Raw genomic sequence first — 25,320 nt, 5'->3', positions numbered from 1 at the left:
TATATGAAGAATTTTGAGATGCTGCAGAAGGTGTGTATAGATGAAGTCCTTGGCGCAGGTATCGAGCCGGGAAATATTGTCTCATGGGTTATAAACCGCCGCGCAAAAACAAGATGGGGAATGTGCACGAAAAATCCGGATGGAACATGCATTATACAGATTGCGGCCAGACTGATCGAGGATGAGCGTATATCCGAACAAGCATGCAAGGAAACTATGATCCACGAGATCCTACATACCTGCAAAGGCTGTAAGGGACATACCGGATTGTGGCTCGTATATGCGAATATCATGAATAAGAAATATGGATATCATATAAAGCGAACCACCTCCGGCGAGGAAAAGGGCGTGGAGAATTACACCGCCTCTAAAAGACTTGATTATAAATATTGTTTCATATGCGAGAATTGTGGACAGATTATCAAAAGAAAAAAACAGTGTGAATTCACGAAGTATTACCGCAATTGTACGTGCGGGATATGTGGAAGGAAGCGGGCATTTCATAAGGTGAAATATATGCAATGAAATTTTGCATGGTTGGCTTAAGAGGAGAAGTTGGATTGGATGGCGAAATATTATAAATAATAAAAATTATTTTACCTCCAATCAAACTTCAAATAAGCAGAAATCTTGATTATGAATTAGTTGTTATTGGGGTTGTTTAAGTTAGATTCCGTTCCATAGTTTACAGTATTTTTTACCTGGGTATTTTCCGAATGAGGTTGTTTTGAGATCTGTGCGCTTGTGTTATTTGCAATTTGACTGAGAGGATAGCTCAACTCGTCAACCTTTGTGGTCAGTTTTTTGATCTCTTTAATCAGTGTATAATTGAAAAGATATCCTACCAATATAGCAACTAATAATATAATGCAAATATAGATTATCAGAGATACAACTCTGATGTTGAGTAATGAATCGGCATTTGTTAAAAACATAATTATAATCCCCCTTGTAATAATATTTTGAGCGTGTGGTAAAGCATGTAAATATGACAATGATTTGGCTGAAAACGACTGCGAGAGTGTATTCAAACCTTGATTTATATATAACAGGTTTGATTTAAGTATGTCAAGGACATTAGAAAATTTGTTTTCTTCTGTAAATTTATAGAAACGAAGAAAACTGGTAAGGGAAATACCGTTGCAACTACAAGGAAAATCAACTATAATAAATACATTAAGTATCGGTAAAAAAGAAAGAGAAATATAGGTAAATGAACAGCACACCAACACTTGATTATTACAATCAGAATGCACAAAGCTTTGCAACAGGAACTGTATCTGTAGATTTCCACGAAACGCAGGACAGATTCCTGAAGCTACTGGACAAAGGAAGCCTTGTACTAGATTTTGGCTGTGGATCTGGAAGAGATACAAAATATTTTCAGGAACACGGTATGCATGTAGAGGCAACCGATGGTTCCGAAGAGCTATGCAGGATTGCGAGTGATTATGCTGGGATATCTGTAAAGCAGATGCTGTTCCAAGAACTTAAGGAAGCAGAAAAATACGATGGCATATGGGCGTGTTCATCGATTCTGCATCTTCCGAAACAGGAATTGAAGGCTGTCTTGGTGAAGATGGCAGATGCGTTGAAAGAACAGGGCATTATCTATACTTCTTTTAAGTACGGGGATTTCGAAGGGGAACGAAACGGACGGTATTTCACGGACTTCACGGAAGATGCATTCCGTGATTTCATTGCAGATATTGCAGAGATACAGATAGAAGAAGCTTGGATTACAGGGGACGTCAGACAAGGGAGAAATGAAGAAAAATGGCTGAATTTAATCATGCGAAAGAATTAAATACAAATGTGGACTATGATTTTATAACAGATGCTATGACTGGTGATAGAGATGCAAGGATGCATCTCTATTTTCAGTTGCTTCATAGCTTTCAAAAAGCAGACAGCGTTGATATCATTGTTTCTTTTCTGATGGAATCTGGTGTAAAAATGCTGATTGAAGATCTGGAGAATGCATTGAAGCGCGGAGCAAAGATACGTATTTTAACAGGAAATTATCTCGGGATTACACAGCCGTCTGCATTGTATCTAATTAAACGCAAATTGGGAGATCAGATAGATCTACGTTTTTATAACGAGAAAAATCGCTCGTTTCATCCAAAATCTTATATTTTCCATTACGAAGATTATAGTGAAATTTACATAGGTTCTTCGAATGTATCAAGAAGTGCGCTCACTTCTGGTATTGAGTGGAACTATCGCTTCCGTAGTACAACAGATCCGGAGAGTTACGATAAGTTTTACGAGACATTTGAAGATCTGTTTCAGAATCATTCCATTGCAATTGATGACGAAGAGCTGCGTAAATATTCAAAAAATTGGCACAAGCCGGCAGTATCAAAGGATTTGGAACGGTATGATGCGGAGTCGGAAGACGAGAAAGTTAAAGAATTATTTGAGCCAAGAGATGCTCAGATAGAAGCACTATGCACCTTGGAACACACGCGCGCAGAGGGAGCCAGACGCGCACTGATATCGGCGGCAACCGGTGTAGGAAAGACCTATCTTGCGGCATTTGATTCAGAAAAGTACAAGCGGGTTTTATTTGTGGCACACAAGGAAGAAATCCTGAGGCAGGCGGCGAACTCATTCAAAAATGTCAGAAAATCAGATGATTATGGATTTTTCGATGGCAATGAGAAATGCACAGATAAATCTGTGATATTTGCATCAGTTGCAACCTTAGGAAAATCCGAATATCTAAATGAAACGTATTTTCCAAAGAATTATTTTGATTATGTGGTCATAGATGAATTCCACCATGCAGTAAATGATCAGTATATGCGGATTGTGGAGTATTTCAAACCACAGTTTCTGCTTGGATTGACTGCGACTCCGGAACGCATGGATGGTAGAAACATCTATGAAATCTGTGACTATAACGTGCCATATGAGATTTCGCTCAAAGATGCGATTAATAAGGGGATGCTGGTTCCGTTTCATTACTATGGAATCTTCGATAAGACAGATTATTCGCAATTGCATCAGGTGCGAGGAAAATATGATGACAGGGAATTGAATAAAACATATATCGGAAATGAACGTCGGTATGAATTGATTTATAAAAATTATTGTAAATATGGCTCGAAGCGTGCATTAGGGTTCTGCTGTTCCAAGGAGCATGCAAAGGATATGGCAAAGGAATTCTGCAGAAGGGGCATTCCTTCGGTGGCGGTGTATAGCGATGCACATGGAGAGTACACAGAAGATAGAAGTATAGCAATCCAAAAACTGATGCAGGGCGAAATCAGAGTGATTTTCTCTGTAGATATGTTCAATGAAGGCGTGGATATACCGGCTGTTGATATGGTGATGTTCCTGCGCCCAACGGAATCACCAATTGTTTTCCTGCAGCAGCTTGGCAGGGGACTTCGAAAGAACAGAGGCAAAGAGTATCTGAATGTCCTTGATTTTATCGGAAATTATGAGAAAGCTGGACGTGTACGATTCTTACTGACAGGAAAGACATTTTCGGAGACAAAGACATACAATCCAGCGGATCGGACAGATTTCCCAGATGATTGCATGATTGATTTTGATCTGGAACTTATTGATCTTTTTGCGGAGATGGATAAACGTACCCTGCGGGTAAAGGATTGCATACGTGGTGAATATTATCGTGTGAAGAATCTGCTTGATAAATCCCCGTCCAGACTGGAATTATTTACATATATGGATGATGACGTATATCAGTTAGCGATGCAGCATTCCAAGGAGAATCCATTTAATTTTTATTTGGATTATAAAAAGAATTTGAATGAGTTATCAGAAGAAGAAAAGGAATTTTTACAGGGAGAAGGTTACAAATTTGTCTGTTTGATTGAGACAACAAAGATGTCAAAAGTCTATAAGATGCCGGTGCTTATGGCATTTTACAATCATGGAGACATCCGAATGGAAGTCACGGAGCAGCAGTTGCTTGCAAGCTGGAAAGAGTTCTTCTCAACCGGAACAAACTGGAAGGACTTGGACAAGAATATGACCTATGAGAAGTACATGGCGATTTCAGATAAAGAGCATATAAATAAGATTCTGAAAATGCCAGTGAATTACTTGCAGTTATCTGGAGATGGATTCTTTGTGAAACGTGATGGATGTGCGCTGGCACTTAGCGAGAAACTGCAAGATGTAATTGATAATCCAGTGTTCGTAGATCAGATGAGGGATGTGATTAGGTATCGGACGATGGATTATTATCAGAGAAGGTATAGGAATGTAGATGTGTAAAAGGAGGATAACAATTGAAATATTTGTTCAATTATTTAGTGGATTCATTTTCTTTATTTGATAATGTAATTTATGATTATCTTGTGATGGGATGTATTGGTATCATTTCATATCATGTGGCTTATAGTTTGGTGGGACGATTGTATCGAAACAATTCTATAAATAGTCGCGGGGCAGGACATATTCTTCATTGGACAATTAGGTTTGTAGTATTTGTTAGCATTTTTTATATGACTGCGACAATTATAAGAATATATAAGAGGGTTTCCCAAATACCAAATTATAAATGGTGGATTTTGGTATGTGGAATAGGAGTATTTGGGAGTGCTTTTGCTATATATCTGATTTGGCAACGAAGAAAAAGGAATTGGTAAGTTAGGATTAATATGAATTTAATGGAACAAAGGGGGATTAAATTATGAAGAGCTATGAAATGTTACCAACGGAAGAAAATTTAATTGATTTTTTCGTCAAAGACGCAATTAAACGAAATAAAGATATTGCAAATTTTTACAAGATATTACAATGTCAGGAACAGCAGAGTGCAATTGCAATTGATGGTAGGTGGGGAAGTGGAAAAACATTTTTTGTTCGTCAAACTAAAATGGTAATTAGTGCTTTTAATTCTTATAGCAATATGGAAGGAAATTTAAGAAATAAAATAATATCAAAATTACCACAATTAAACGTAGATGAAAATACAGAGACTTCAATTATTTCAGTGTATTACGATGCATGGGAAAATGATAATGATACTGAACCTATACTATCATTAATATATGAAATCACAAAACAATTAAGTGTTGATTTTTCTTTGTCAGATAAAAAAATTGTAAATGTGGCAGACGTAATTATTGAATCAATAAGTGGATGGAACATAAAAAAAATTAAAGATGCATTCACATCAGAAGATCCGTTTACAAAGTTTAAGGAGCAAAAGAATATTGAAGGAAAAATTAAAGAATTTCTCACAGGCCTACTAGGGGAAAGGGCAAATCGATTAGTGATTTTTATTGATGAATTGGATCGATGCAACCCGCGTTTTGCTGTTCAACTACTTGAACAGGTAAAACATTATTTGATCGATGAAAGAATCACGTTTGTTTTTTCTGTTAATTTAGATCAGTTACAACATACAATAAAACATCATTATGGTACGGAATTTGATGCGAGCAGATATTTGGATCGCTTTTTTGGATTAAGGATTGCTTTGCCACCAGCCGATATTGATCTTTTTTATGATGAAATAGGATTTTCGTCTATACATTATGTAGATACGATAATGAAAAGAATAATAAAAATGTATAATTTTGAATTGCGAGAAATTACAAAATTTTATTTACAAGTAAAAACAGCAATTTTTAAGCCAATACGTAATAGTAAGAATTATAATTTTAGTTTTTCGGAAGGTGCAGGAAGGTGGATTATTATCGTGTATATTGTTCCATTGTTAATAGGATTAAAGATTGTAGATATTTCTCGATACGATGATTTTGTCAGTGGGAAAGATGTCACTCCATTAATAAAATTATTGAATTCTGATCGTGGTAAACGTATATTAAAAGGTATGTTAGGTGGTAATGAAGATTTTGATAAAGATGCAGAAAAAAAGGAAATTGTCTCACCAGAACAAGTAATTAAGCGATTATATGAAGCCATATTTGTTAATACATACGAAGGGGAAGATAGCGTTACATTAGGGGAGTATGAGTTTTTCAAAGGATCAAAAATAATGGCAATTAGGACAGCAAGTGTATTGTCGGATTATGCGGATTTGATATAACAATAATAAAGAAGGAGATAAAAGTATGCAGGGTGAGAAATTTACATTAATGCAGTATAATATTAGTGCAATACTCGGTTTTATAGAAGCGGGAGATTTTGTTATACCAGAGATTCAAAGACCTTTTGTATGGAAGAGAGCACAGGTAAGGGATTTGATTGATTCACTTTATAATGGATATCCTACAGGATATATTATTACGTGGAAAAATCCGGATGTTCATACAAAGGATGGTTCAGTGGCAAATGGTAAACGTGTACTTATTGATGGGCAGCAAAGAATTACTGCTCTTATGGCGGCTGTTTCAGGACTTGAGGTGTTGGATGAAGATTTTAATAAAGATAGAATAAAAATTGCTTTCAATCCGCTTGCGAAGGATTCGGACAAGATGTTTGCAGTTCAAGATGCTTCACACCTCAAGGATAAGAAGTGGATTCCTGATATAGCAGAAGTATTTAAGAATGAGTTTGATCCATTTGATTTTGCAATTAAATATTGTGAGAATAATTCAGATGTGAAACCAAACGAAATAAATAATGCAATTATGAGTTTGAAGGGAATTGCAAATCGACAGATTGGAGTTATCGAACTGGATCATACATTGGATATTGATGAGGTAACCGAGATATTTATTCGAATCAACTCAAAGGGAACTGCGTTGAGTCAATCTGATTTTGTTATGTCAAAGATGGCATCTGATACAATACATGGTGGAAATACTTTACGAAAAGTGGTGGATTACTTCTGTCATTTAGCTGTGAAGCCGGATTTTTATCCACAAATGATAAAAGATGAAGAATTTGAAAAGACAGAATATGCTGCAAAGATAAAATGGCTGGCAAGAGATAATGAAGATATCTATGATCCAGATTATGGAGATATGTTACGTGTTTCATTTATGTATAGTTTTGATAGAGCAAAATTGGCAGATTTGGTAAGCTTGCTTTCTGGAAGAGATTTTGTAACACGTGAGTTTAAAGATGATATTGTGGAAGATTCCTATTATAAACTGGGCGAAGGAATAAAAGTGTTTATAAACGAATATAACTTCAATCAGTTTGTGATTGCAATCAAAGGGGCGGGGTATAAGTCCAGTAAGCAGCTTAATTCGCAAATGACCCTTGATTTTGCATATATGTTATATCTGAAATTATTGAAAGATACTACGATTCCGCGCGATCAGATAAAGCATCATGTACAGAAATGGTTTGTGTTGTCAACATTAACAGGAAGGTATATAACTTCACCAGAATCTGTTATGAGTAGAGATATTAGGCTTATAAATGAAAAAGGTTTTATAAACTTTTTTAACGAGGTGGAGGCTTCTGTTTTATCAGACACATTTTGGAATATTACATTACCGCAGAATTTGGAGACGACATCGACAAATAGCCCGGCATTTAATACATTTCTTGCAGCACAGGTGAATCTGAATTGTAATTCGCTATTTATGCATGGAACAATGATTTCAGATCTTATTAATATATCAGGGGATGTGCACCATATCTTCCCTAAAGCATATCTGAAGAAGAATGGTGTAGATTCCAAAGGAAGATATAATCAGGTTGCGAATTTCACTTATCTTGATACACAGGTTAATAAGGCAGTTAAGGATGATGCTCCTAATATATATTTTGGAAAAGTAATTGAACAATGTGAAAATAATTCTATAGCATTTGGTAATATAGCGGATAGAGACAGTTTGATGAGAAATCTTGACGAAAACGCTATTCCACAAGATGTTATAGGGATGACAGTTGATGATTATGATGCTTTCTTGGTTGAAAGAAGAAAACTGATGGCAAAACTGGTGGAAAAGTATTATAAGGGGTTGTAGAGATTTACCTTGTCGATAAAATGTTAATAATATTTGAGCTTTAATAAGTGGGGGCTTGCGTAGAGGCTAATAAAAACGCCTTTGAATAAAATTTTGAGTTGAAGAGAGAAGATATTATTTTAGAAAGTGAACTAAAATGTCAAAGAAAAGTGATATTACAAAGAAACAACATTATATTCCACAGGTATATTTGAGAGGGTTTTCACCAGAATACCATAAGGGAGACATACGATTATCAAAAGAGTATACAATTTATTTTTGGGATAAAGGACAAAATCATATTATGAAGCCAGTTCCAATTAAATCTATTTGTTATAGTGAGTATTTGTATGAAGTTACAGGAAATGATGGAGAAATTGTATGTTCAAATTATTTGGAAAAATTTTTCTCTATAATGGAAAGAATGTTTAGTGAATATAGAGATATACTTGAGAGAAAAGCTTTTTTAAAAGATAATTTAAAAACAAAATGTTTTCTCTCAAATAAAGAAAAAAGTTTTTGGGCAACATATATTGTAATTCAGATATTGAGGATGCCGCTGACTTTGAAATTGGCTGAAAAAGTTGGATTTGAAACATGGGGAGATAAAATTAATGTTAAACAGGCAAAAAATATAGCAAGGCTGTTTTGTTTACCTTTTTTTTATGAAATCAAAAATGATAGCAAAGAGTTGCAAGTATTTAATGCTTTGATAGACCCAATAAAAAAGATGTCGTTTGGTATTGGCGTTGATAAGCAGGCGAAAATAGTAACTTCTGACAAACCAGTATTTATACATTCAAAGAAGTATCCTTGTATTGAATATGGAAAAATAATTTTCCCAATTACTTCAGAGCTGTGTTTGTTTTTATTTGGGGAAGAACATAAGAAACATGTTCCTAAAAATTTTTTGTTTAATATTAATGAGAATAATCGAGAAGAAATATTAAAATCAATGGTAGCATCTTCACAAAAGAAAATATATGCAAACCATTTACCTGATAAGAGAGAAATGAGATTTATTAAGGATGTCTTGATAAAAAATAGAGCAAATACATTAGATTAAAATGTAATTTGTATAGAAAAATATAATAAATTCAAAATAGAAAAAATATTATAACGTTTGTAATTTATTTTTGATATGTTAGATAATTGGGTGATAAAGTAAATCAAAGCAAGCTAAAGTGATAATTTACATAGTTGAAGGAGAGAAAATGGGCGAAAAAGTTGACTTAGCACTTGCAAATCCTGATGATGTACAAAGTGCAAATGCATTATTCAATTTTGTTGGAAGATTAGATTATTTAGTGGAATCCCTAGAGAAAAAAGCATTGGTTCCAAGATATTGCGAAGAAGATATTGGTTATTTAAAATTACATTTTAACGGAAAAGCAATTGAGAAAATTCATGTTTTACAAAAGTGCTTTTGTGATATTCCATTACATAATATTACAAGAGCTTTCCCTATTGAGATTATTGAACAAGATGATAAGGAACTAAGTGATAATCAAAGGGAACAAATAAGAACTAAAAATACACATGTATCATTGTATGGTAGTTATGGAATTGCATTTACAAAGCAGTGGTGTATTGACAATAATTTGCAACCGATTCAATATATAAATGAAAAGTCGGCTATGATAAAGCAGTTTAGACAGTCTTTTGAATGCGTATTGGACAAGGAAGATATAGATGACATTATTGCGGATGAGTTATTGAATAAACTTGCATATATTAAGCCGCTATATGGAACGATGAGAAGAGAAATAGATGCACAAGAAGTACGAATTAGAAAAAATTTTCATGATGAATGTGAGTGGAGATATATACCAGATCAGAAACAGTTAGAGATTAGCAAGGTGGATGTTATTTTATTTGATGAAGAATTACAAAATAAAGGCTGGCAGATAAGTAGAAATTTGATGAAAGAAAATTATTCGGAATTATGGTTAAAATTCAATTATGAAGATATTAAATATTTATTTGTTCCGGACGATTATAATAGAAATTTACTTATAGAAAAAATAATGGGGTTACCAGAAGAAAATTTTGTTGGAGAAAAGGATGATATGATAACTTTAAAAAAATTAATTCTGGTTAGCAAGATTTTCGTAATAGAAGATATTCAGAAGGATTGGTAAATATGGGAAATAAATTAAGAAGTATGTTAAGTCATAAGGATGAAAATTATACCTTGACTGTACATTTTAAAAACGAAGAAGAGAGAAAAGAGTTTCTTGAAGCAATAGAATACATAGATACATATGGAGAGCCAAGAAAAGTGCCATTTTCCCCTTCTATAGACATTACTAAAAATATTAATGAAAGCCAGTATCCGATAGAAAGACATAAAACTATAGAAAAAGTGATGTTAGCGCCACCGTATGATCTATACAGTTTGAAATTGAATTTAGATGGTCACGCTGAAAAAATTGATTTTATTCGTACTGTTTCAAAGAAATTTGTGAGACTCGAATCAAAAGATATGTCATTATTTAAAATCAATATTGAATTTGTGTTAGAAGAATATAAGATGCGATTAACATATAAGTATGAATTATTAGATAATGAGACATTGCAAAATTTAGTTTATGAGAGTAAAAAATTTGTTGCATTGCTTGATGCGTTATTAAAAAAAGGATTTCAATCTGAACAATTGTTAAAAATTAGAAAGCAATTTAAGCAGTCTTCTGATTACTATCAGCGAATTAGGGAGTTATTAGATGTATTTTCAATAGAAGTTGATTCCAAAACTGCAATAAATGAATCCAATCCTAATTTTGTGATTGAAGAAATGTACTTACTTTTGGTTCAGAAAAAAATTATTAAAAAAAATGATAAGTTAAATTATATAAGTACTGCAGATGTTGAGGCACCACAAGTTGGACAAGAATTATTTGCATCATATATTGATAAGTGTGTCTTTAGTTTTGCCAACCAGAATAGAAATTTTTATATAGTAAAATGTGTTTTTGGTGCAAGAATAAAATCAATTGAAGAATCTGAAGATGGAAAGAAGACAATTTATTTTGAGGGAAAAAAAGATAAACCTATGTTTATGTCGTATTCGGCTTATTTGACAGAAGAGGAGGCACAGTTTGAAATAAAACACATTATGGATAAACATGAAGAGTATATTCATGCAGAGCATTTTACCGATCAATTGAAAAAATTACTTGAAGTAGTCTGAAAAAGGAGAACCCCATGTCCTTAAAAAACACGCAGAAAATCAAATGCCCGGATTGTGGCACAGAAGGCGAATTTACAATATGGCAGAGCATCAATACGAAATTAAACCCACAGGCAAAGGAGGATCTTTTGTCTGGCAAGTTATTCGCGTATACCTGCCCGAAATGCAAGAAAGTCCATTATATTAATTATAGACTTTTGTATCATCAGATGGAGAAGCAGCTGATGATTTATTATGCAATCTCGAAGGAAGATGAGAAGGAGATTTTAGACACATTTGCCAAGATGGAGAATGGTGACATGCTTCCGGGCATGGAGCGTACGGACTATACATTACGAGTAGTTCATTCTCAGAATCAGCTCCGGGAGAAAGCGTATATCTTCGATATGGGACTCGATGACCGCGTCGTTGAGATCATGAAGGTTATGACGGTGGCGCATTTGTCGCAGACGAATCCGGATCTGGAGGTTGGAGATATATTCTTAGAGATCACCAAGGGAAAGCCGGAACGATTTGTGATCCGGTTGAAGAATGGCGTATTGGGCAACAGCCCATTTACCCAGAAGGTGTATGATGCAGTCAAGGAGGAGTACATTGATTCCAAGGGCGATGGCAAGCGGGATTATATCGTTGATATGAATTGGGCAGTTGAATGCTTGAAGAATAAATAAATTGACATAATTACAGGAGGGCAACCATATGGAACAGGTAGCAAAATTTTTGAAGGAAGCAGATACATATTATCTGGCAACGGTCGAGGGTGACCAGCCGAGAGTACGACCATTTGGCACGGCTCATATTTTTGAAGGAAAGCTCTATATCCAGACAGGCAAGTCGAAGGCAGTTTCGAAGCAGATTCATGCGAATCCGAAGGTAGAGATTTGTGCATTTAAGGGCGGAGAATGGCTGCGTGTCGCAGGCGAACTTGTTGAGGATGACCGCAGAGAGGCGAGACAGTCGATGCTCGACGCATATCCATCCCTGCAGAAGATGTACTCTGCGGATGATGGCAACACAGAAGTATTTTATTTCAAGAACGCGACAGCTACATTTTCTTCATTTACACAGGAACCGAAGGTTGTGAAGTTCTAGTAGAGTAGGGGTAGTACATGGTTTTATACATGAATATGAAACAGCTTGGCAAGCGCAGGAATACGGTGGATCAGGTGCCATTTAGCTATGCGGCGGCACCGGGCAGCCTGCGGGAGCTGATTGCAGAGACGGTGAAACTTTGTGTGAGCAGATATATCGAGGCGATGAATCGCAGTGCTTACCAATGCGCAGATCGACGATATGGCGCAGACTGGGCGCACACTTCACAAAAGGTTCACAATAAAATTAGCACTCGACTCTTGACAGTGCTAACAACCGGGTGTATAGTATAGTCACAATCAAGAAAGGGAAAAGAAAAGGAAAGAAGAAATAGAGAAAATCCCTTAGAGATTGCGAAGTTGTGATATTCAAACGACACCTCAGATTTCTCTGATAGTGCTTAAAGAATACCGTAGACATTGGTTGTTTAAGTATGAAAGGAGATATGACTTATGTTTACACCTAGTATTTTTGGAGAAAATTTGTTTGACGATTGGATGGACGATTTTGAGAAGGAGTTTGACAAGGAACTCCGGCCAGCGAAGAATCCGCTTTATGGTAAGCATGCGAAGAACATGATGAAGACAGATGTCCGTGAGACAGATGATTCCTATGAAGTTGATATTGACTTACCTGGATTCAAGAAAGACGAAGTCAATGCACAGCTGCATGATGGATACATTACGATATCCGCTGCGAAGGGTCTGGATAAGGACGAGAAGGATAAGAAGACCGGTAAGTATATCCGCCGTGAACGTTATGCAGGCAGCATGATGAGAAGCTTTTATGTTGGTGATGATATTAAGCAGGAAGACATTCATGCAAAGTTTGAAAATGGTATCCTGCAGTTGTCAATTCCGAAGAAAGAAGCAAAAGCCATTGCGCAGAATAACTACATTGCCATTGAATAATTTATGAGAATGTAGCTGCGGTGCATATAAATCTACACCATATACACAATCGACTTTGAAACTTAACGTAAAGTAAGGGAAGGAAGTGTGAGATATGGACAAGAATCCAAAACATCCATTGAAGAAAAAGAAAGTTATGCCGAAGGTTTGTGCAACAGCAAATCATAACGCAGATCAGCCGGAGATGGCAGCTTCTTCAAAGAAGAAACATTAGTAAGATATAAGAAATGCCCTGCATGTTGAAAGAACATGCGGGGCATTTCTTTTGCTGATTTCTTACATAATTTTTGAAAGATATATGTATTTCTACACACGTAAAAATTACCATAATAATATCAAGATAACAATACAAATGCATGCAAGAATCTGATATAATATATTTACAGGTTATTTGATACGGTACCAAAGTAAAAGTATATGGGCATTGACTATATCATGGAAAACGAAAAAGAAAAGGAGATTCGGTATGCAGTTTGGTTATTTTGACAATGAGAATCGGGAGTATGTAATTACAAATCCAAAGACACCGGCACCTTGGGCGAACTACTTAGGCTCCCCGGAATATGGTGCCTTGATTTCAAACAATGCAGGTGGTTACAGTTTTGCAAAGTCTGGTGCGAATGGCAGAATCCTGCGCTATGTATTCAATAATTTCGATCAGCCGGGACGTTACATTTATATTCGTGATAATGAGAGCAAAGATTACTGGTCTGCATCCTGGCAGCCGGTAGGGAAAAGCCTGGATGTGTATAAGAGCGAGTGTCATCATGGCATTTCGTATACGAAGATTATGGCAGATTACAGTGATATTCACACAGAGGCATTGTATTATGTACCATTGAATAAGACATATGAAGTATGGAATCTGAAGGTAACTAACAATGGTTCTGTAAAGAGAAATCTCACCTTGACCGGTTATGCAGAATTTACAAACAACAGCAATTATGAGCAGGATCAGGTGAATCTGCAGTATTCATTATTTATTTCCAGAACAAGCTTTGTGGAAAATCGGATCCGCCAGACAGTGCATGGGAATCTGGATGTGCTCGGAGCTGGTGAGACTGTAGATGATAAGCGTCCGACAGACCGGATCTTCGGACTTGCCGGAGCAGATGTTTCTTCCTATTGTGGAGATAAGGAAGTATTTATTGGAAGATGTAATGGCTATGGCAATCCGGATGGCGTGGTAAACGGAGATCTTGGAAATGCTTTAAGCTATAATGAAAATTCTTGTGGCGCACTTTCTACTGTTGTTGAGCTTATGCCGGGTGAGACAAAGAATATTGCGTTTATCCTTGGATTAAAGGAAAATGATGAGGCAGAAGCTATCATGAACAGCTATACGGATCCAGCGGATGTCTGTGAGAAGGAACTGGCTGAGTTAAAGACTTACTGGGGTGAGAAATTCTCACATTTCCAGGTACAGACACCAAGCAAGGAATTTGATTCAATGATCAACACCTGGCATGCCTATAATTGTTTCATGACATTTATCTGGTCGAGAGCCGCATCATTCATCTATTGTGGACTTCGTAATGGATACGGATATCGTGACACGGTACAGGATATTCAGGGAATTATTCATCTGGCACCGGAGATGGCTGTGGACAAAATTCGATTTATGCTTTCTGCACAGGTTGATAATGGAGGTGGACTTCCACTTGTAAAGTTCACACATAATGCCGGACATGAGGACACACCGGACGATGCTTCTTATGTGAAAGAGACAGGACATCCGGCATATCGAGCAGATGATGCATTGTGGCTGTTCCCAACGATTTACAAATATGTGACTGAAACCGGAAATCTGGCATTTATGGATGAAGTGATTCCTTATGCAAATAAAGATGAAGGAACGGTTTATGATCATCTGAAACGTGCGATTGATTTCTCTATGAAACATCTTGGAAGACATGGGATGCCGGCAGGACTCTATGCAGACTGGAATGACTGCCTGCGGCTTGGAAAGGATGGAGAGTCATCCTTTGTTGCATTGCAGTTTTATTATGCAATGACGATTCTTCGTAAATTCGCTGAGTATAAAAATGATTCTGAGTACATTTCTTATCTGGATAAGAGCCAGAAAGATCTCTGGAATGTGATTCAGGATCTCTGTTGGAATGAAGACCGATTTATCAGGGGCTTTACAGAAAAAGGAGAAGTGATCGGTCAAAGGACAGATCCGGAGGCAAATATGTGGCTGAATCCACAGAGCTGGGCGGTTATCAGTGGATTTGCCTCTAAGGAACAGGCTGAAACTGCGATGGAGAATGTGCATAAACAGTTAAATACAGCATTTGGTGCCGTGCTTATGGATCCGCCATATCATGCGCATGCATTTGATGGCGCTCTGGCGGTTATCTATAATCAGGGTGTAAAGGAAAATGCTGGTATTTTCTCTCAGTCTCAGGGGTGGTTGATTCTGGCCGAAGCATTACTTGGACATGGAAACCGTGCGTTTGAGTATTATATGGAGAATTCACCGGCAGCACAGAACGATAAAGCAGAAGTAAGAAAGCTTGAACCTTATTGCTATGGTCAATTTACAGAAGGTAAGGCAAGTCCTCATTTTGGACGTTCACATGTGCACTGGCTGACAGGAACTGCATCTACTGTCATGGTTGGAAGTGTGGAAGGTATTCTTGGTATGAGACCTGATTTCTATGGACTTCGGATTGCACCATCAATTCCTGCCGAGTGGGATGGATTTGTTATCGAGAAAGATTTCCGTGGAAAATATTTACACATTGAAGTAAAAAATCCAAACCATGTAGAAACAGGATTTAAAAGTATGGAACTAAATGGTCTGGCTCTTCGAGATAATTACATCAAGGAAGAGTGGCTGACATCAGAAAACCGGATAGTCTTATATATGTCATAGGTTTAATGATTTGTAAGACCAGAGGTATTTAAATACATGGACTGATACTGCTTTGGTGTCAGTCCTGTTTGTTTTTTAAATATCTCAGAAAAATAGCTCTGATCAGAAAAAGCCAGAATAGATGCAATCTCTGCAACAGAGTAGGAAGAATATAGCAACATATTTTTCGCTGTTTCAATTTTTGTATGTTGAACATATTTTAGAAGTGACATGCCTGTTTCCTTGTGAAAAAGTCTGGAAAGATATGACGGGTTAAGTTCAGTTAATTCTCCAAGCTCGGTTAATGTGATTTTTGTATGCAGGTGATCATAAATATAATCAATACATTTTGCAATTGGTTTCGATGTGATTTTTCCCGTGCGCAGGTTTTTCATACGCTTAGCATAGTCCATACAGGCCGTCATATGCAAAGCATTTAATTCTGCTGTGTTTCGGACGTGATCAGCTTTACGGATATAGAAATCACTGATGGTATAGGAGGTGGATAAATCAAGTCCGCCTTCTATGCAGTAACGGGCGAGCATAGCCATAGTGATGGCAAAATGATATTTCATACTTTGTAAATGTGTGACAGCTAGTTCCCCAAGTCCTTTTTTTTCGGTGAAAGGTGTAAGGCAAAGTTCTTTGGTCTTTTCTGTATTGCCGGATTTAATTGTAGCGTAGAATTCTAATTCAGGATCGTATTGGGCACGTAACACCGTTTTATCCTTGAATAAATAATCTCGATATAATTGCTGATTAATTTTCATATTTTCCTCGTCAGATTGAAAGTTATAGATATGATTAATGTAATAATAGTGTTTTAAATCTTAATGTTATAATGAAGCACGCTGATGCGTGCGTAGGTCATCACGCTGGCGCGTGGTGACATGTGTTATAATAATTATAATGTATTATATCAGAGATTTTGATCAGGTACAATCGAACAAAATGCTACAAATAATTGCTTTACTTTGTAGAATGTATAAGGTACAATTTTCACAGCGCATTGTTTCGATTTACAAAAGAGATAATAAAATGAACAAATGTTCGAATTTCCTGTTGACTTTTCGAACAGAAGTGTAGTATAGTAGAACAAACGAAACGAACATATGTTTTGATAACATAGATGGAAGATAACGGAGGTTTATGGTATGGCAAGCGAAGAAAAGATGAAAGCATTGGATGCGGCACTGGCGCAGATTGAGAAGCAGTATGGTAAGGGTTCTGTGATGAAGCTCGGAGATCAGTCCGCAAATATGGGAATTGATGTAGTTCCGACAGGTTCTCTGAGTCTGGATCTGGCACTTGGACTCGGCGGTATGCCAAGAGGACGTATTATTGAGATTTATGGCCCGGAGTCAAGTGGTAAGACAACGGTTGCATTGCATGTTGTTGCAGAAGTACAGAAGATGGGTGGTATTGCAGGATTTATTGATGCAGAGCATGCACTCGATCCGACTTATGCGGCTCACATTGGCGTTGATATTGATAACCTGTATATTTCACAGCCGGATAACGGTGAGCAGGCATTGGAGATTACAGAGACGATGGTTCGTTCCGGTGCGGTAGATGTAATTATTGTGGACTCTGTGGCAGCACTTGTACCGAAGGCAGAGATTGACGGAGAGATGGGTGATTCACATGTTGGTCTGCATGCGAGATTGATGTCTCAGGCACTTCGGAAGCTGACCGGAATTATCAGTAAGTCCAATTGTGTGGTTATCTTTATTAATCAGCTTCGTGAGAAGGTAGGCGTGATGTTTGGTAACCCGGAGACAACAACCGGTGGACGTGCATTGAAGTTCTATGCATCCGTTCGTCTGGATGTACGTCGGATTGAGACACTGAAGGTTGGCGGCGAAGTCGTTGGTAACCGTACAAGAGTCAAAGTTGTAAAGAATAAGGTTGCGCCACCATTTAAGGAAGCTGAGTTTGATATTATGTTTGGTAAGGGTATTTCCAAGGAAGGTGATATTCTGGATCTGGCTGTTTTGCATGATATCATCAACAAGGCAGGTGCGTGGTACTCTTACAATGGTGAGAAGATCGGACAGGGACGTGAGAATACAAAGCTCTATCTTGCGAATAATCCGGAAGTGATGGAAGAGATCGAGCAGCAGGTACGAAATAAGTGTGGGATTGGCGTAGATGCAGAACAGACAGAGAACGAAGAGTCATAAGCAACCAACTACATACAGTGCATTTGATACAGCAATTTACTATCTTACCTTCCGGGATCGTTCCCGGAAGGAACTTTGTGATAAATTGACAGAGAAGGGATATGAGGAAGCGGAGATTACAGAGACCATCGAGAAGTTGATGTCTTATGGCTATATCAATGATGAACGATATGCCACATCCTATATTCGAAGTCAGATGCGGGGAAAAGGCAGACGGCGCATTACAATGGAATTATCCGGTAAAGGGGTAGACTCCGAGATGACGCGAGAATTGTGTACAGAACTGGTGCCGGACGAAGCGGAGACCATTTACGATTTACTGGAAAGACGTTATGGTAACCTGAATTTTACAGATGCGGGACAGATGAGGCGCATGTATTCTTTCTTCGCACGCCGGGGATTTAGGTATGAGGATATTCGCAGAGCAGTGTCAGAATATAGAAAAAATATTGAAAAAATATAGAAAAGTATTCGTTTTTTTCTTACAAATTGCATAAAAAAAACAAAGTATTCCTTGACACTAGTATAAAAAAAGTATAATATTTAAGTGTTGTAGTTATGCAACAAAACTAAATAAGGAGGTGCTCCTGAGTTGTCAGACGAAGCAATCAAGTATGTGATTTTCGCTGTAATACTCGTGGTTGCAATTCTCGTTACCTGGTTTCTGGCTATTGCGTATCGTAAGAATGTGGCAGAAGCAAAGCTTGGTAAAGCAGAGGATAAGGCTAGAGAGATTATAGATGAAGCACTGAAAGCTGCGGAGGCAAAGAAACGTGAGACACTTCTTGAGGCGAAGGAAGAAGCCATGAAGACGAAGAATGAGATTGACAAAGAAGTCAAGGATCGTCGGAATGAACTTCAGCGTATGGAAAAACGTGTTCTTTCCAGAGAGGAAAATCTTGATCGAAAGACCGAAGCCGTAGAGAAGAAGGAAGCTTCATTATCACGTAAAGAAGCAGAACTCACAAAGCTGAAGCAGGAAGTTTCAGATTTGGAAGCAAAAAGAACTCAGGAACTGGAAAGAATTTCTGGATTAACCTCTGAACAAGCAAAGGAATACTTATTAAAGACTGTTGAAGACGAAGTTAAACATGAAACAGCAGTCATGATCAAAGAATTAGAAACACGAGCAAAAGAAGAAGCAGATAAGAAGGCAAAGGATTACGTTGTGACAGCCATTCAGAAATGTGCGGTTGATCATGTATCAGAGACAACGATATCCTTAGTACAGTTGCCTAATGATGAGATGAAGGGAAGAATCATAGGACGTGAAGGACGAAATATTCGTACTTTGGAGACTATGACAGGTGTTGATTTAATTATTGATGATACACCGGAAGCAGTTTTGCTTTCAAGTTTTGATCCGGTTCGTAGAGAAGTAGCCAGAATCGCACTTGAGAAGCTGATTGTGGATGGAAGAATCCATCCGGCACGTATTGAAGAGATGGTTGAGAAGGCTCAAAAAGAAGTTGAGACCATGATGCGTGAAGAGGGAGAGGCTGCGACCCTGGAAGTCGGTGTACATGGCTTGCATCCTGAGCTGGTACGTCTTCTTGGTAAGATGAAGTTCAGAACAAGTTATGGACAGAATGCGTTGAAGCATTCAATTGAAGTAGCTCATTTGTCCGGTTTGCTTGCCGGAGAGCTTGGGCTTGATGTTCGTGTGGCAAAGCGGGCAGGTTTGTTACATGATATCGGAAAATCTATTGATCATGATGCAGGTATGGAGGGTTCACATGTATCAATTGGTGTCGATCTTTGTAGAAAATACAAAGAGTCAGCAACGATTATCAATGCTGTTGAGGCACACCATGGAGATGTAGAGCCACAGAGTTTGATCGCATGTATTGTACAGGCTGCAGATGCAATATCCGCTGCACGTCCGGGTGCAAGACGCGAGACGTTGGAGACATATACAACACGTTTGAAGTCCTTGGAAGATATTGCCAATGGATTTAAGGGTGTTGATAAGACTTTTGCTATTCAGGCGGGACGAGAAATTCGAGTAATGGTAGTTCCAGAGCAGGTAACAGATGCGGATATGGTATTACTCGCACGTGATATCTCAAAGAAGATTGAATCTGAACTTGAGTATCCGGGAACAATCAAGGTAAACTTGATCCGAGAGTCCAGGGTAACCGATTACGCAAAGTAATTATTTGTTATCAATGAAATTTATGGAAAGTATTGAGAATACAACATTTTCAATACTTTCCTTTTTTGTTTATTTCCTGTATTATGTATAGAGTGAGCTGTGATTGAGGATGGAACAAATTGTAGATAATATAAATTTATTCTGTTTGTAATTATATGATGAATGAAAATAGATAGAAAGAGGATATAAATATGGTAGAATTTAAAAGAAAAAGCCTGGAATTATTGTATGATGCAAAGATTGTTGCTTTGTATAAGGATATATTAGAAACACCGGATGGCGGACAAGTAGTATATGATTTGATCAAACATAAATCCGGTGGTGGTGCAGGTATTTTACTGGTCGATGAACAAGAGTACACATATTTGGTACGGCAGTATCGAAACTCTCTGGATGCGGTGGATTTGGAGATCCCGGCAGGAGGGTATAGTTACCATGGAGAACCTGGTGAAATCTGTGCACTGCGGGAGGCAGAGGAAGAAACAGGCTGGATTCCGCAAGACATCTATCATGTAAGCAATATGATTTCTTCTGTTGGAACATTTGATGAAAAGACGGATGTCTATATTGGACGCAGCCTGAAGAAAGGACAGAGGCATTTAGATCCTACGGAATTTATCGAGATAGTTCGAGTTCCTATGGAAGAAGCCAGAGAAATGATCTATTCGGGTAAAATTGTAGATAGCAAGACGATTGTCGCGATTCTTGCTTATTATGATAAGAAGAGTCGAGGAATATTTAAGTAGACAGGCACATATGTTTTAGGGAGTGAGCAATCACTCCCTAATTTTTATGATGTGGGAGTAAATAGTATGCCGTATGAAATTGAAAAAGTAAAAGGACGAATCTTCTATTATCTGTGTATCGTGTTAGCTGGCTGTATTATGGCAAATATTGTGTTACGATGTGATCGTGATCTGCAGATGTTTGTGCTTCCCTTTGTTGATAGTGATAGACTGATGAAGACAACTATGCGTCAAACAATGTTACATGTCTTTTGGCAGCGCACAAAGCAGGCAGTTGTTGTATATCTGTTTTATAAGGTATTTCCGTCAAAGGCGGTTTTTGCAATTGGGTTAAGTGTGCTTTTGTTCTTGTTTGGCTTTGGAATTAGTTGCCAGATGTTTTATTTAGGAATATCCGGTGTCTGGTTTTTTCTGTTGTGTTTGTTTCCTCATTATCTAATCTATATAGGTTTGCTTTATTATCTGGCGATACAAGTGCAAAAAGTTGGTGAAGACAGGAAGAAAAAACAGATAACAGCACTGATTCTAATTATGATGTTTTTTGTCGGAATCCTATCTGAGAGTATCCTTTCAAAAATTTTTTTAAAAAATTTTCTGCAATATATAGGTAAGTAAAAACAAGCATTTCAATATATTGTAGAAATGTTACAAAATGTTACAAAATTTGAAAAAATATGAAAAAAATATGTTTGATTTTAGCCTGAATAGTAATTATAATGTAATAGATAAAGACGAAAAGCAGTCGGAAAAGATTGCTTTTTGTCGAGGGAATGGAAGGACTTTGGGTATGGAAACACAGATTGATAATTACATTGATTACTTGAATAATGTGAAACATGCAAGTGCAAATACGGTTGCTTCTTATCGAAGAGATCTGAAGAAGATGAGCCGGTTTTTAGCTGATAGAGGGTGCGTTGATGTACGCGAGGCTCGGGGAACAGATCTGAATGCTTATGTACTTCAGATGGAGAGTCAGGGGATGTCCACTGCAACCATATCCAGAAGTATTGCAAGTATGAAATCGTTTTTTCTGTTTCTTTTGAAACAGGGAGTGATTACAGAAGATTATGCGGACGCATTGAAACCGCCTAAGATTGAGAAGAGGACACCTGAAACGCTTTCGATTGAGGAGATCAACCTGCTTTTGGATCAGCCATCACGTTTGACACCGAAGGAGATTCGGGATAAGGCAATGTTGGAGCTTTTGTACGCGACAGGCATGCGGGTATCCGAATTGATTAATCTGAAGATTACAGATGTGAATCTGACGATGAATTATATTTTGTGCAGGGATGTATCGAAGGAACGTGTCATTCCGATTGAGAATGTTGCAAAGGTGGCACTTGAAAACTATATCAAATCTGTACGTGAGTCAATCAGTCATGGCAGTATGTTCCTGTTTACTAATATGAAGGGACAGCCGATGACAAGACAGGGCTTTTGGAAGTTGATCAAAGCATATGCGACGAAGGCAGGTATCGAAAAGGATATCACACCACATATGATCCGGCATTCTTTTGCATCCCATCTGGTATCGAATGGGGCAGATTTAAAGGCGGTACAGGAGATGCTCGGACATTCCGATATTTCTACGACACAGATTTATCTGCGCAGCAGACAGAGTAAGTTGAAAGAAGAGTACGATAAGGCACATCCACGTGCGAAGATGGCATAATTTATATGCAGTTGGATATGCACAATTCATATAATAAGTAAAAGAAAAATCCTCACCGTCATATGATTTGATGGTGAGGATTTTTGTGTTATATAAATACGAATATCATCTTTCAAACTCTGATGTTGAAGGGATTATTTGGAACTTTCCTGCAAAGTGGTAAAAGCATCATCGCTTACACCATGTTGCATCAGGAAATCTTCCCACAGAGAGTAATACTGTGCCTGCAGGTGAATGCCATCGTTGGAATAATCTGCTTTCACGCCCATAGGAATCGAGTTGTCCATGTCACAGACAGATGGGTTCATATCCAGGTAGAAGATATGTATGCCATCTGCATATTCAGAGACAAGCGCATTTCGACAGTCAATATTATCGTTATTATAGACGTCGGAATTATCTGCATAGCTTTGGGTTACATGCATGATTCCGTTAATAAATATAATTGCATTTGGTTGTAATTCCTGAATCTGATCAAGAACTTTTTTGTATTGTTCCTGATAGTTTTTTGCATAACCGGTTCCGAGCTCATTTACACCGCACATGATAAATATCTTCTTGTATTGCTTTGTGGCAAGTGCATTCGGAATAGTTTCACCGTTCGACATGGTTTTATCCATCAGATCCCAGATGGAGACGCCATCCCGGTAATAGAAGTCTGCGCTTGAATTGATGCGGAGACTTCCATAATCATGCAGACCCTCAATACGGGAGTCGCCAATAAATGCAGCATCATTAAAATAATCAGAATCCACAGTTGTGTAATTATATGGGGTTGTCTGAGCTACACGGTCATTGTCGTCATAATAGGCAGAACGTGCTTTTCGCAGTGGGACGGTTGCAAAAACCGGATCAATTGGTTTTGGACCATTGTTAATCTGGTTATCTGAAGGAACAGCCGGTATAGTTGCATCGGAATCCGTTGCATCAATACCGGAATCTGCTTCTGTTGTCGATGTCTGTGTGGTAGGACTGCCAGAAGAATCATCGTTATCTGTAAATGGTTTTTCTTTAATCATTGCGGACATAAAAATCGTATGATCTTTGGAAATCTTCAATTTGAATTCACCACTCATGGCACCAAACAAAGCATAGATGGTATATCCGGCTACCGAGAGCAGGATCATAGATACAAGGGGACATTCCCGAAGGAATTCCCATATATTTTTTGGCTTTTTGGATTGTCTGTTCATCACCATTCATCCTTTTCTTTTATATCAGAATCTAAAATACAAAAATGGGTTGTTTGCTCCGGAAGCAATCTGATAGACAGAGAGCCAGAAGAGTACAAGGAGTATGACTTTGCAAACCCATGTCTTATAAAAACGTCTCAACAGTTTGATCGGTACAGGCGTACAGCATACAGCGCAGATTGCGAGCAGCCACCAATAGGTGCCAAACAATTCCAGAAACTTTGGAAATGTGTTTGCTTCAATCGAACCTTTGACCGGCAGGAAAAACAGCCGTTTTAAGTAATTTCCGAGTGTAGGCAGATCAGTAATGTTGAAGATCGTCCACGAGATTGGAATTACAAACAGCATATAAATATGGGATAGAATCCTGTGCTTTTCCAGTTTATCCAGTAAAAATAATTTCTCGACCGTGAGTAATACAAAAAAGTACATGCCCCATATTAGGAAGTTCCAGTTGGCTCCATGCCATAATCCGGTCAGTAACCATACAATAAATGTATTGATTATCATACGTTTCTGGCCTTTGCGGTTGCCACCGAGAGGAATGTATACATATTCCCGGAACCAGCGTCCAAGTGTGGTATGCCATCTTCTCCAGAAATCAGTAGCAGAGGTTGCACAGTATGGATTCTTGAAGTTCGTAGGAAACTTAAATCCAAGTATACGTCCCAGACCAATTGCCATCAGGGAATAGCCGAAGAAGTCGAAGAAAAGCTGCATCGAGAATCCCCAGGAGCCAAGCCACGCGGTGAGTGGGTGGATACCCATGACACCGGCAACCATGATCGTATTCCACAAGGATGCGATCTTGTTTGCAAGCAACACCTTATAAGCGAGTCCCAGCACAAAGATAGTCGTGCCCCATTCGATTTTAGACAGACTTGTTTTGCGCTTGCGCATATCATCTTTAACTTCGTCAAAATTCACGATTGGCCCGGCAATGAGCTGTGGAAACATACACAGATAGGTTGCAAAATCTAAAATACCATCAGCAATCGCATATTTTCTGCGGTAGATATCAATCACATAGGATGCTGCCTGAAATGTATAAAAACTGATTCCAAGCGGTAGAGTGAGAGATACTAGTTTCAGTACAGTTGTACCCGCGATTCCATTGATGATGCCAATAAAAAAATTCAGGTACTTAAAGATAAACAACATTCCAAAGTTAAAAACCATGGCAAGTATCAGCCAGATTTTCCGTATTGTCTTTGTTGATGTATTTGATTCGTCTTCTTGTTTCCATGCGCGGTAAATCAGAGCTGCCGCGCCATGATTGACCAGAATGGAGATAATCATCAGTATAATATACGATGGTTCTCCGACTCCATAAAAAATCAAGCTTCCAATAAGCAAAACAGGATTCCGGTATCTCTGTGGTACTGCAAAATATACGATCAGAAATATCGGAAGGAAACGGAACATAAATTCTATACTTGAAAAAACCATATTAATAAATCCT

Annotated in this window: 23 protein-coding genes; 19 read left to right on the top strand and 4 right to left on the bottom strand. The window is 37.8% G+C overall.

Going from position 1 to position 25,320, the window contains the following annotated elements; genetic code table 11:
- Positions 1-3 precede the first annotated feature (3 nt).
- Positions 4-525 carry a SprT-like domain-containing protein gene (locus KP625_RS03605; protein WP_238299423.1) on the top strand — a complete coding sequence of 174 codons (522 nt, stop codon included), beginning with the start codon at positions 4-6 and terminating at the stop codon, positions 523-525.
- A 116-nt stretch (positions 526-641) separates the two neighbouring features.
- On the opposite strand, the gene KP625_RS03600 is transcribed toward KP625_RS03605, so the two are convergent.
- Positions 642-935 (bottom strand): hypothetical protein, encoded by a 294-nt coding sequence (locus KP625_RS03600; protein ID WP_238299422.1) that lies wholly within the window; start codon positions 933-935, stop codon positions 642-644.
- Between the two features lie 278 nt (positions 936-1,213).
- On the opposite strand from KP625_RS03600, the gene KP625_RS03595 reads away from it, so the two are divergent.
- The 12 genes from KP625_RS03595 to KP625_RS03540 all read left to right on the top strand — a co-directional run bounded on the left by KP625_RS03595 (position 1,214) and on the right by KP625_RS03540 (position 15,927).
- Positions 1,214-1,807: a class I SAM-dependent methyltransferase gene (locus KP625_RS03595; protein WP_238299421.1), complete on the top strand. Its 594-nt coding sequence runs from the start codon at positions 1,214-1,216 to the stop codon at positions 1,805-1,807.
- The gene (locus tag KP625_RS03590; protein WP_238299420.1) at positions 1,777-4,254 is read left to right on the top strand and encodes a DEAD/DEAH box helicase family protein; all 2,478 of its coding nucleotides are present in this window, start codon (positions 1,777-1,779) and stop codon (positions 4,252-4,254) included. Before KP625_RS03595 ends, KP625_RS03590 begins: the two co-directional genes overlap by 31 nt.
- 418 nt (positions 4,255-4,672) lie before the next feature.
- Entirely contained in the window at positions 4,673-6,037 is a 1,365-nt protein-coding gene (locus KP625_RS03585) for a KAP family P-loop NTPase fold protein (protein WP_238299419.1), read from the top strand.
- Positions 6,038-6,062: 25 nt separating this feature from the next.
- Positions 6,063-7,874 (top strand): GmrSD restriction endonuclease domain-containing protein, encoded by a 1,812-nt coding sequence (locus KP625_RS03580; protein WP_238299418.1) that lies wholly within the window; start codon positions 6,063-6,065, stop codon positions 7,872-7,874.
- 136 nt (positions 7,875-8,010) lie between these two features.
- The gene (locus KP625_RS03575; RefSeq protein WP_238299417.1) at positions 8,011-8,919 is read left to right on the top strand and encodes a DUF4238 domain-containing protein; all 909 of its coding nucleotides are present in this window, start codon (positions 8,011-8,013) and stop codon (positions 8,917-8,919) included.
- Positions 8,920-9,067: 148 nt separating this feature from the next.
- Positions 9,068-9,994, top strand: a complete 927-nt coding sequence (locus tag KP625_RS03570; protein WP_238299416.1) for an abortive infection system antitoxin AbiGi family protein — start codon at positions 9,068-9,070, stop codon at positions 9,992-9,994.
- A gap of 2 nt (positions 9,995-9,996) precedes the next feature.
- Positions 9,997-11,043, top strand: a complete 1,047-nt coding sequence (locus KP625_RS03565; protein WP_238299415.1) for a hypothetical protein — start codon at positions 9,997-9,999, stop codon at positions 11,041-11,043.
- A 14-nt stretch (positions 11,044-11,057) separates the two neighbouring features.
- Positions 11,058-11,714 carry a CpXC domain-containing protein gene (locus tag KP625_RS03560; protein WP_238299414.1) on the top strand — a complete coding sequence of 219 codons (657 nt, stop codon included), beginning with the start codon at positions 11,058-11,060 and terminating at the stop codon, positions 11,712-11,714.
- A gap of 28 nt (positions 11,715-11,742) precedes the next feature.
- Complete coding sequence (locus KP625_RS03555) at positions 11,743-12,135, top strand: pyridoxamine 5'-phosphate oxidase family protein (RefSeq protein WP_117780230.1); 393 nt, start codon at positions 11,743-11,745, stop codon at positions 12,133-12,135.
- Positions 12,136-12,152: 17 nt separating this feature from the next.
- On the top strand, positions 12,153-12,428 hold the full coding sequence (locus KP625_RS03550) for a hypothetical protein (protein ID WP_238299413.1): 276 nt from the start codon (positions 12,153-12,155) through the stop codon (positions 12,426-12,428).
- Positions 12,429-12,587: 159 nt separating this feature from the next.
- On the top strand, positions 12,588-13,046 hold the full coding sequence (locus tag KP625_RS03545) for an Hsp20/alpha crystallin family protein (protein WP_238299412.1): 459 nt from the start codon (positions 12,588-12,590) through the stop codon (positions 13,044-13,046).
- 466 nt (positions 13,047-13,512) lie between these two features.
- Positions 13,513-15,927, top strand: coding sequence for a GH36-type glycosyl hydrolase domain-containing protein (locus KP625_RS03540; RefSeq protein ID WP_238299411.1), 2,415 nt, complete (start codon positions 13,513-13,515; stop codon positions 15,925-15,927).
- A 2-nt stretch (positions 15,928-15,929) separates the two neighbouring features.
- Here the strand turns inward: KP625_RS03540 and KP625_RS03535 are convergent, their stop codons facing one another.
- Positions 15,930-16,676 carry a helix-turn-helix domain-containing protein gene (locus tag KP625_RS03535; protein WP_238299410.1) on the bottom strand — a complete coding sequence of 249 codons (747 nt, stop codon included), beginning with the start codon at positions 16,674-16,676 and terminating at the stop codon, positions 15,930-15,932.
- A gap of 384 nt (positions 16,677-17,060) precedes the next feature.
- Here KP625_RS03535 and recA point away from each other — a divergent pair, with 384 nt between their 5' ends.
- From recA to xerD, 6 genes are all read left to right on the top strand, one after another.
- Positions 17,061-18,089, top strand: a complete 1,029-nt coding sequence (gene recA / locus KP625_RS03530) for a recombinase RecA (protein ID WP_238299409.1) — start codon at positions 17,061-17,063, stop codon at positions 18,087-18,089.
- Positions 18,058-18,552 carry a regulatory protein RecX gene (locus KP625_RS03525; RefSeq protein ID WP_238299408.1) on the top strand — a complete coding sequence of 165 codons (495 nt, stop codon included), beginning with the start codon at positions 18,058-18,060 and terminating at the stop codon, positions 18,550-18,552. The genes recA and KP625_RS03525 overlap by 32 nt, the downstream gene beginning before the upstream one ends.
- A gap of 201 nt (positions 18,553-18,753) precedes the next feature.
- The gene (gene rny / locus KP625_RS03520) at positions 18,754-20,244 is read left to right on the top strand and encodes a ribonuclease Y (protein WP_370641436.1); all 1,491 of its coding nucleotides are present in this window, start codon (positions 18,754-18,756) and stop codon (positions 20,242-20,244) included.
- A 191-nt stretch (positions 20,245-20,435) separates the two neighbouring features.
- Positions 20,436-20,990, top strand: coding sequence for an NUDIX hydrolase (locus tag KP625_RS03515; RefSeq protein ID WP_238299406.1), 555 nt, complete (start codon positions 20,436-20,438; stop codon positions 20,988-20,990).
- A 138-nt stretch (positions 20,991-21,128) separates the two neighbouring features.
- Positions 21,129-21,605: a hypothetical protein gene (locus KP625_RS03510; protein ID WP_238299404.1), complete on the top strand. Its 477-nt coding sequence runs from the start codon at positions 21,129-21,131 to the stop codon at positions 21,603-21,605.
- A 172-nt stretch (positions 21,606-21,777) separates the two neighbouring features.
- Positions 21,778-22,665 (top strand): site-specific tyrosine recombinase XerD, encoded by an 888-nt coding sequence (xerD, locus tag KP625_RS03505; RefSeq protein WP_238299403.1) that lies wholly within the window; start codon positions 21,778-21,780, stop codon positions 22,663-22,665.
- Positions 22,666-22,799: 134 nt separating this feature from the next.
- Here the strand turns inward: xerD and KP625_RS03500 are convergent, their stop codons facing one another.
- Both KP625_RS03500 and KP625_RS03495 read right to left on the bottom strand, forming a co-directional pair.
- Positions 22,800-23,858: a GDSL-type esterase/lipase family protein gene (locus KP625_RS03500; protein ID WP_238299401.1), complete on the bottom strand. Its 1,059-nt coding sequence runs from the start codon at positions 23,856-23,858 to the stop codon at positions 22,800-22,802.
- A gap of 24 nt (positions 23,859-23,882) precedes the next feature.
- Positions 23,883-25,307 carry an MBOAT family O-acyltransferase gene (locus tag KP625_RS03495; RefSeq protein WP_238299400.1) on the bottom strand — a complete coding sequence of 475 codons (1,425 nt, stop codon included), beginning with the start codon at positions 25,305-25,307 and terminating at the stop codon, positions 23,883-23,885.
- Positions 25,308-25,320: the final 13 nt, after the last annotated feature.

Origin of the sequence: Eubacterium sp. MSJ-33, from assembly GCF_022174665.1 — a bacterium.
In the GTDB taxonomy this organism is placed as follows: domain Bacteria; phylum Bacillota; class Clostridia; order Lachnospirales; family Lachnospiraceae; genus Coprococcus_C.
The sequence above is the reverse complement of the archived record's forward strand: the minus strand, read 5'-3'. Positions and strand labels throughout refer to the sequence as shown.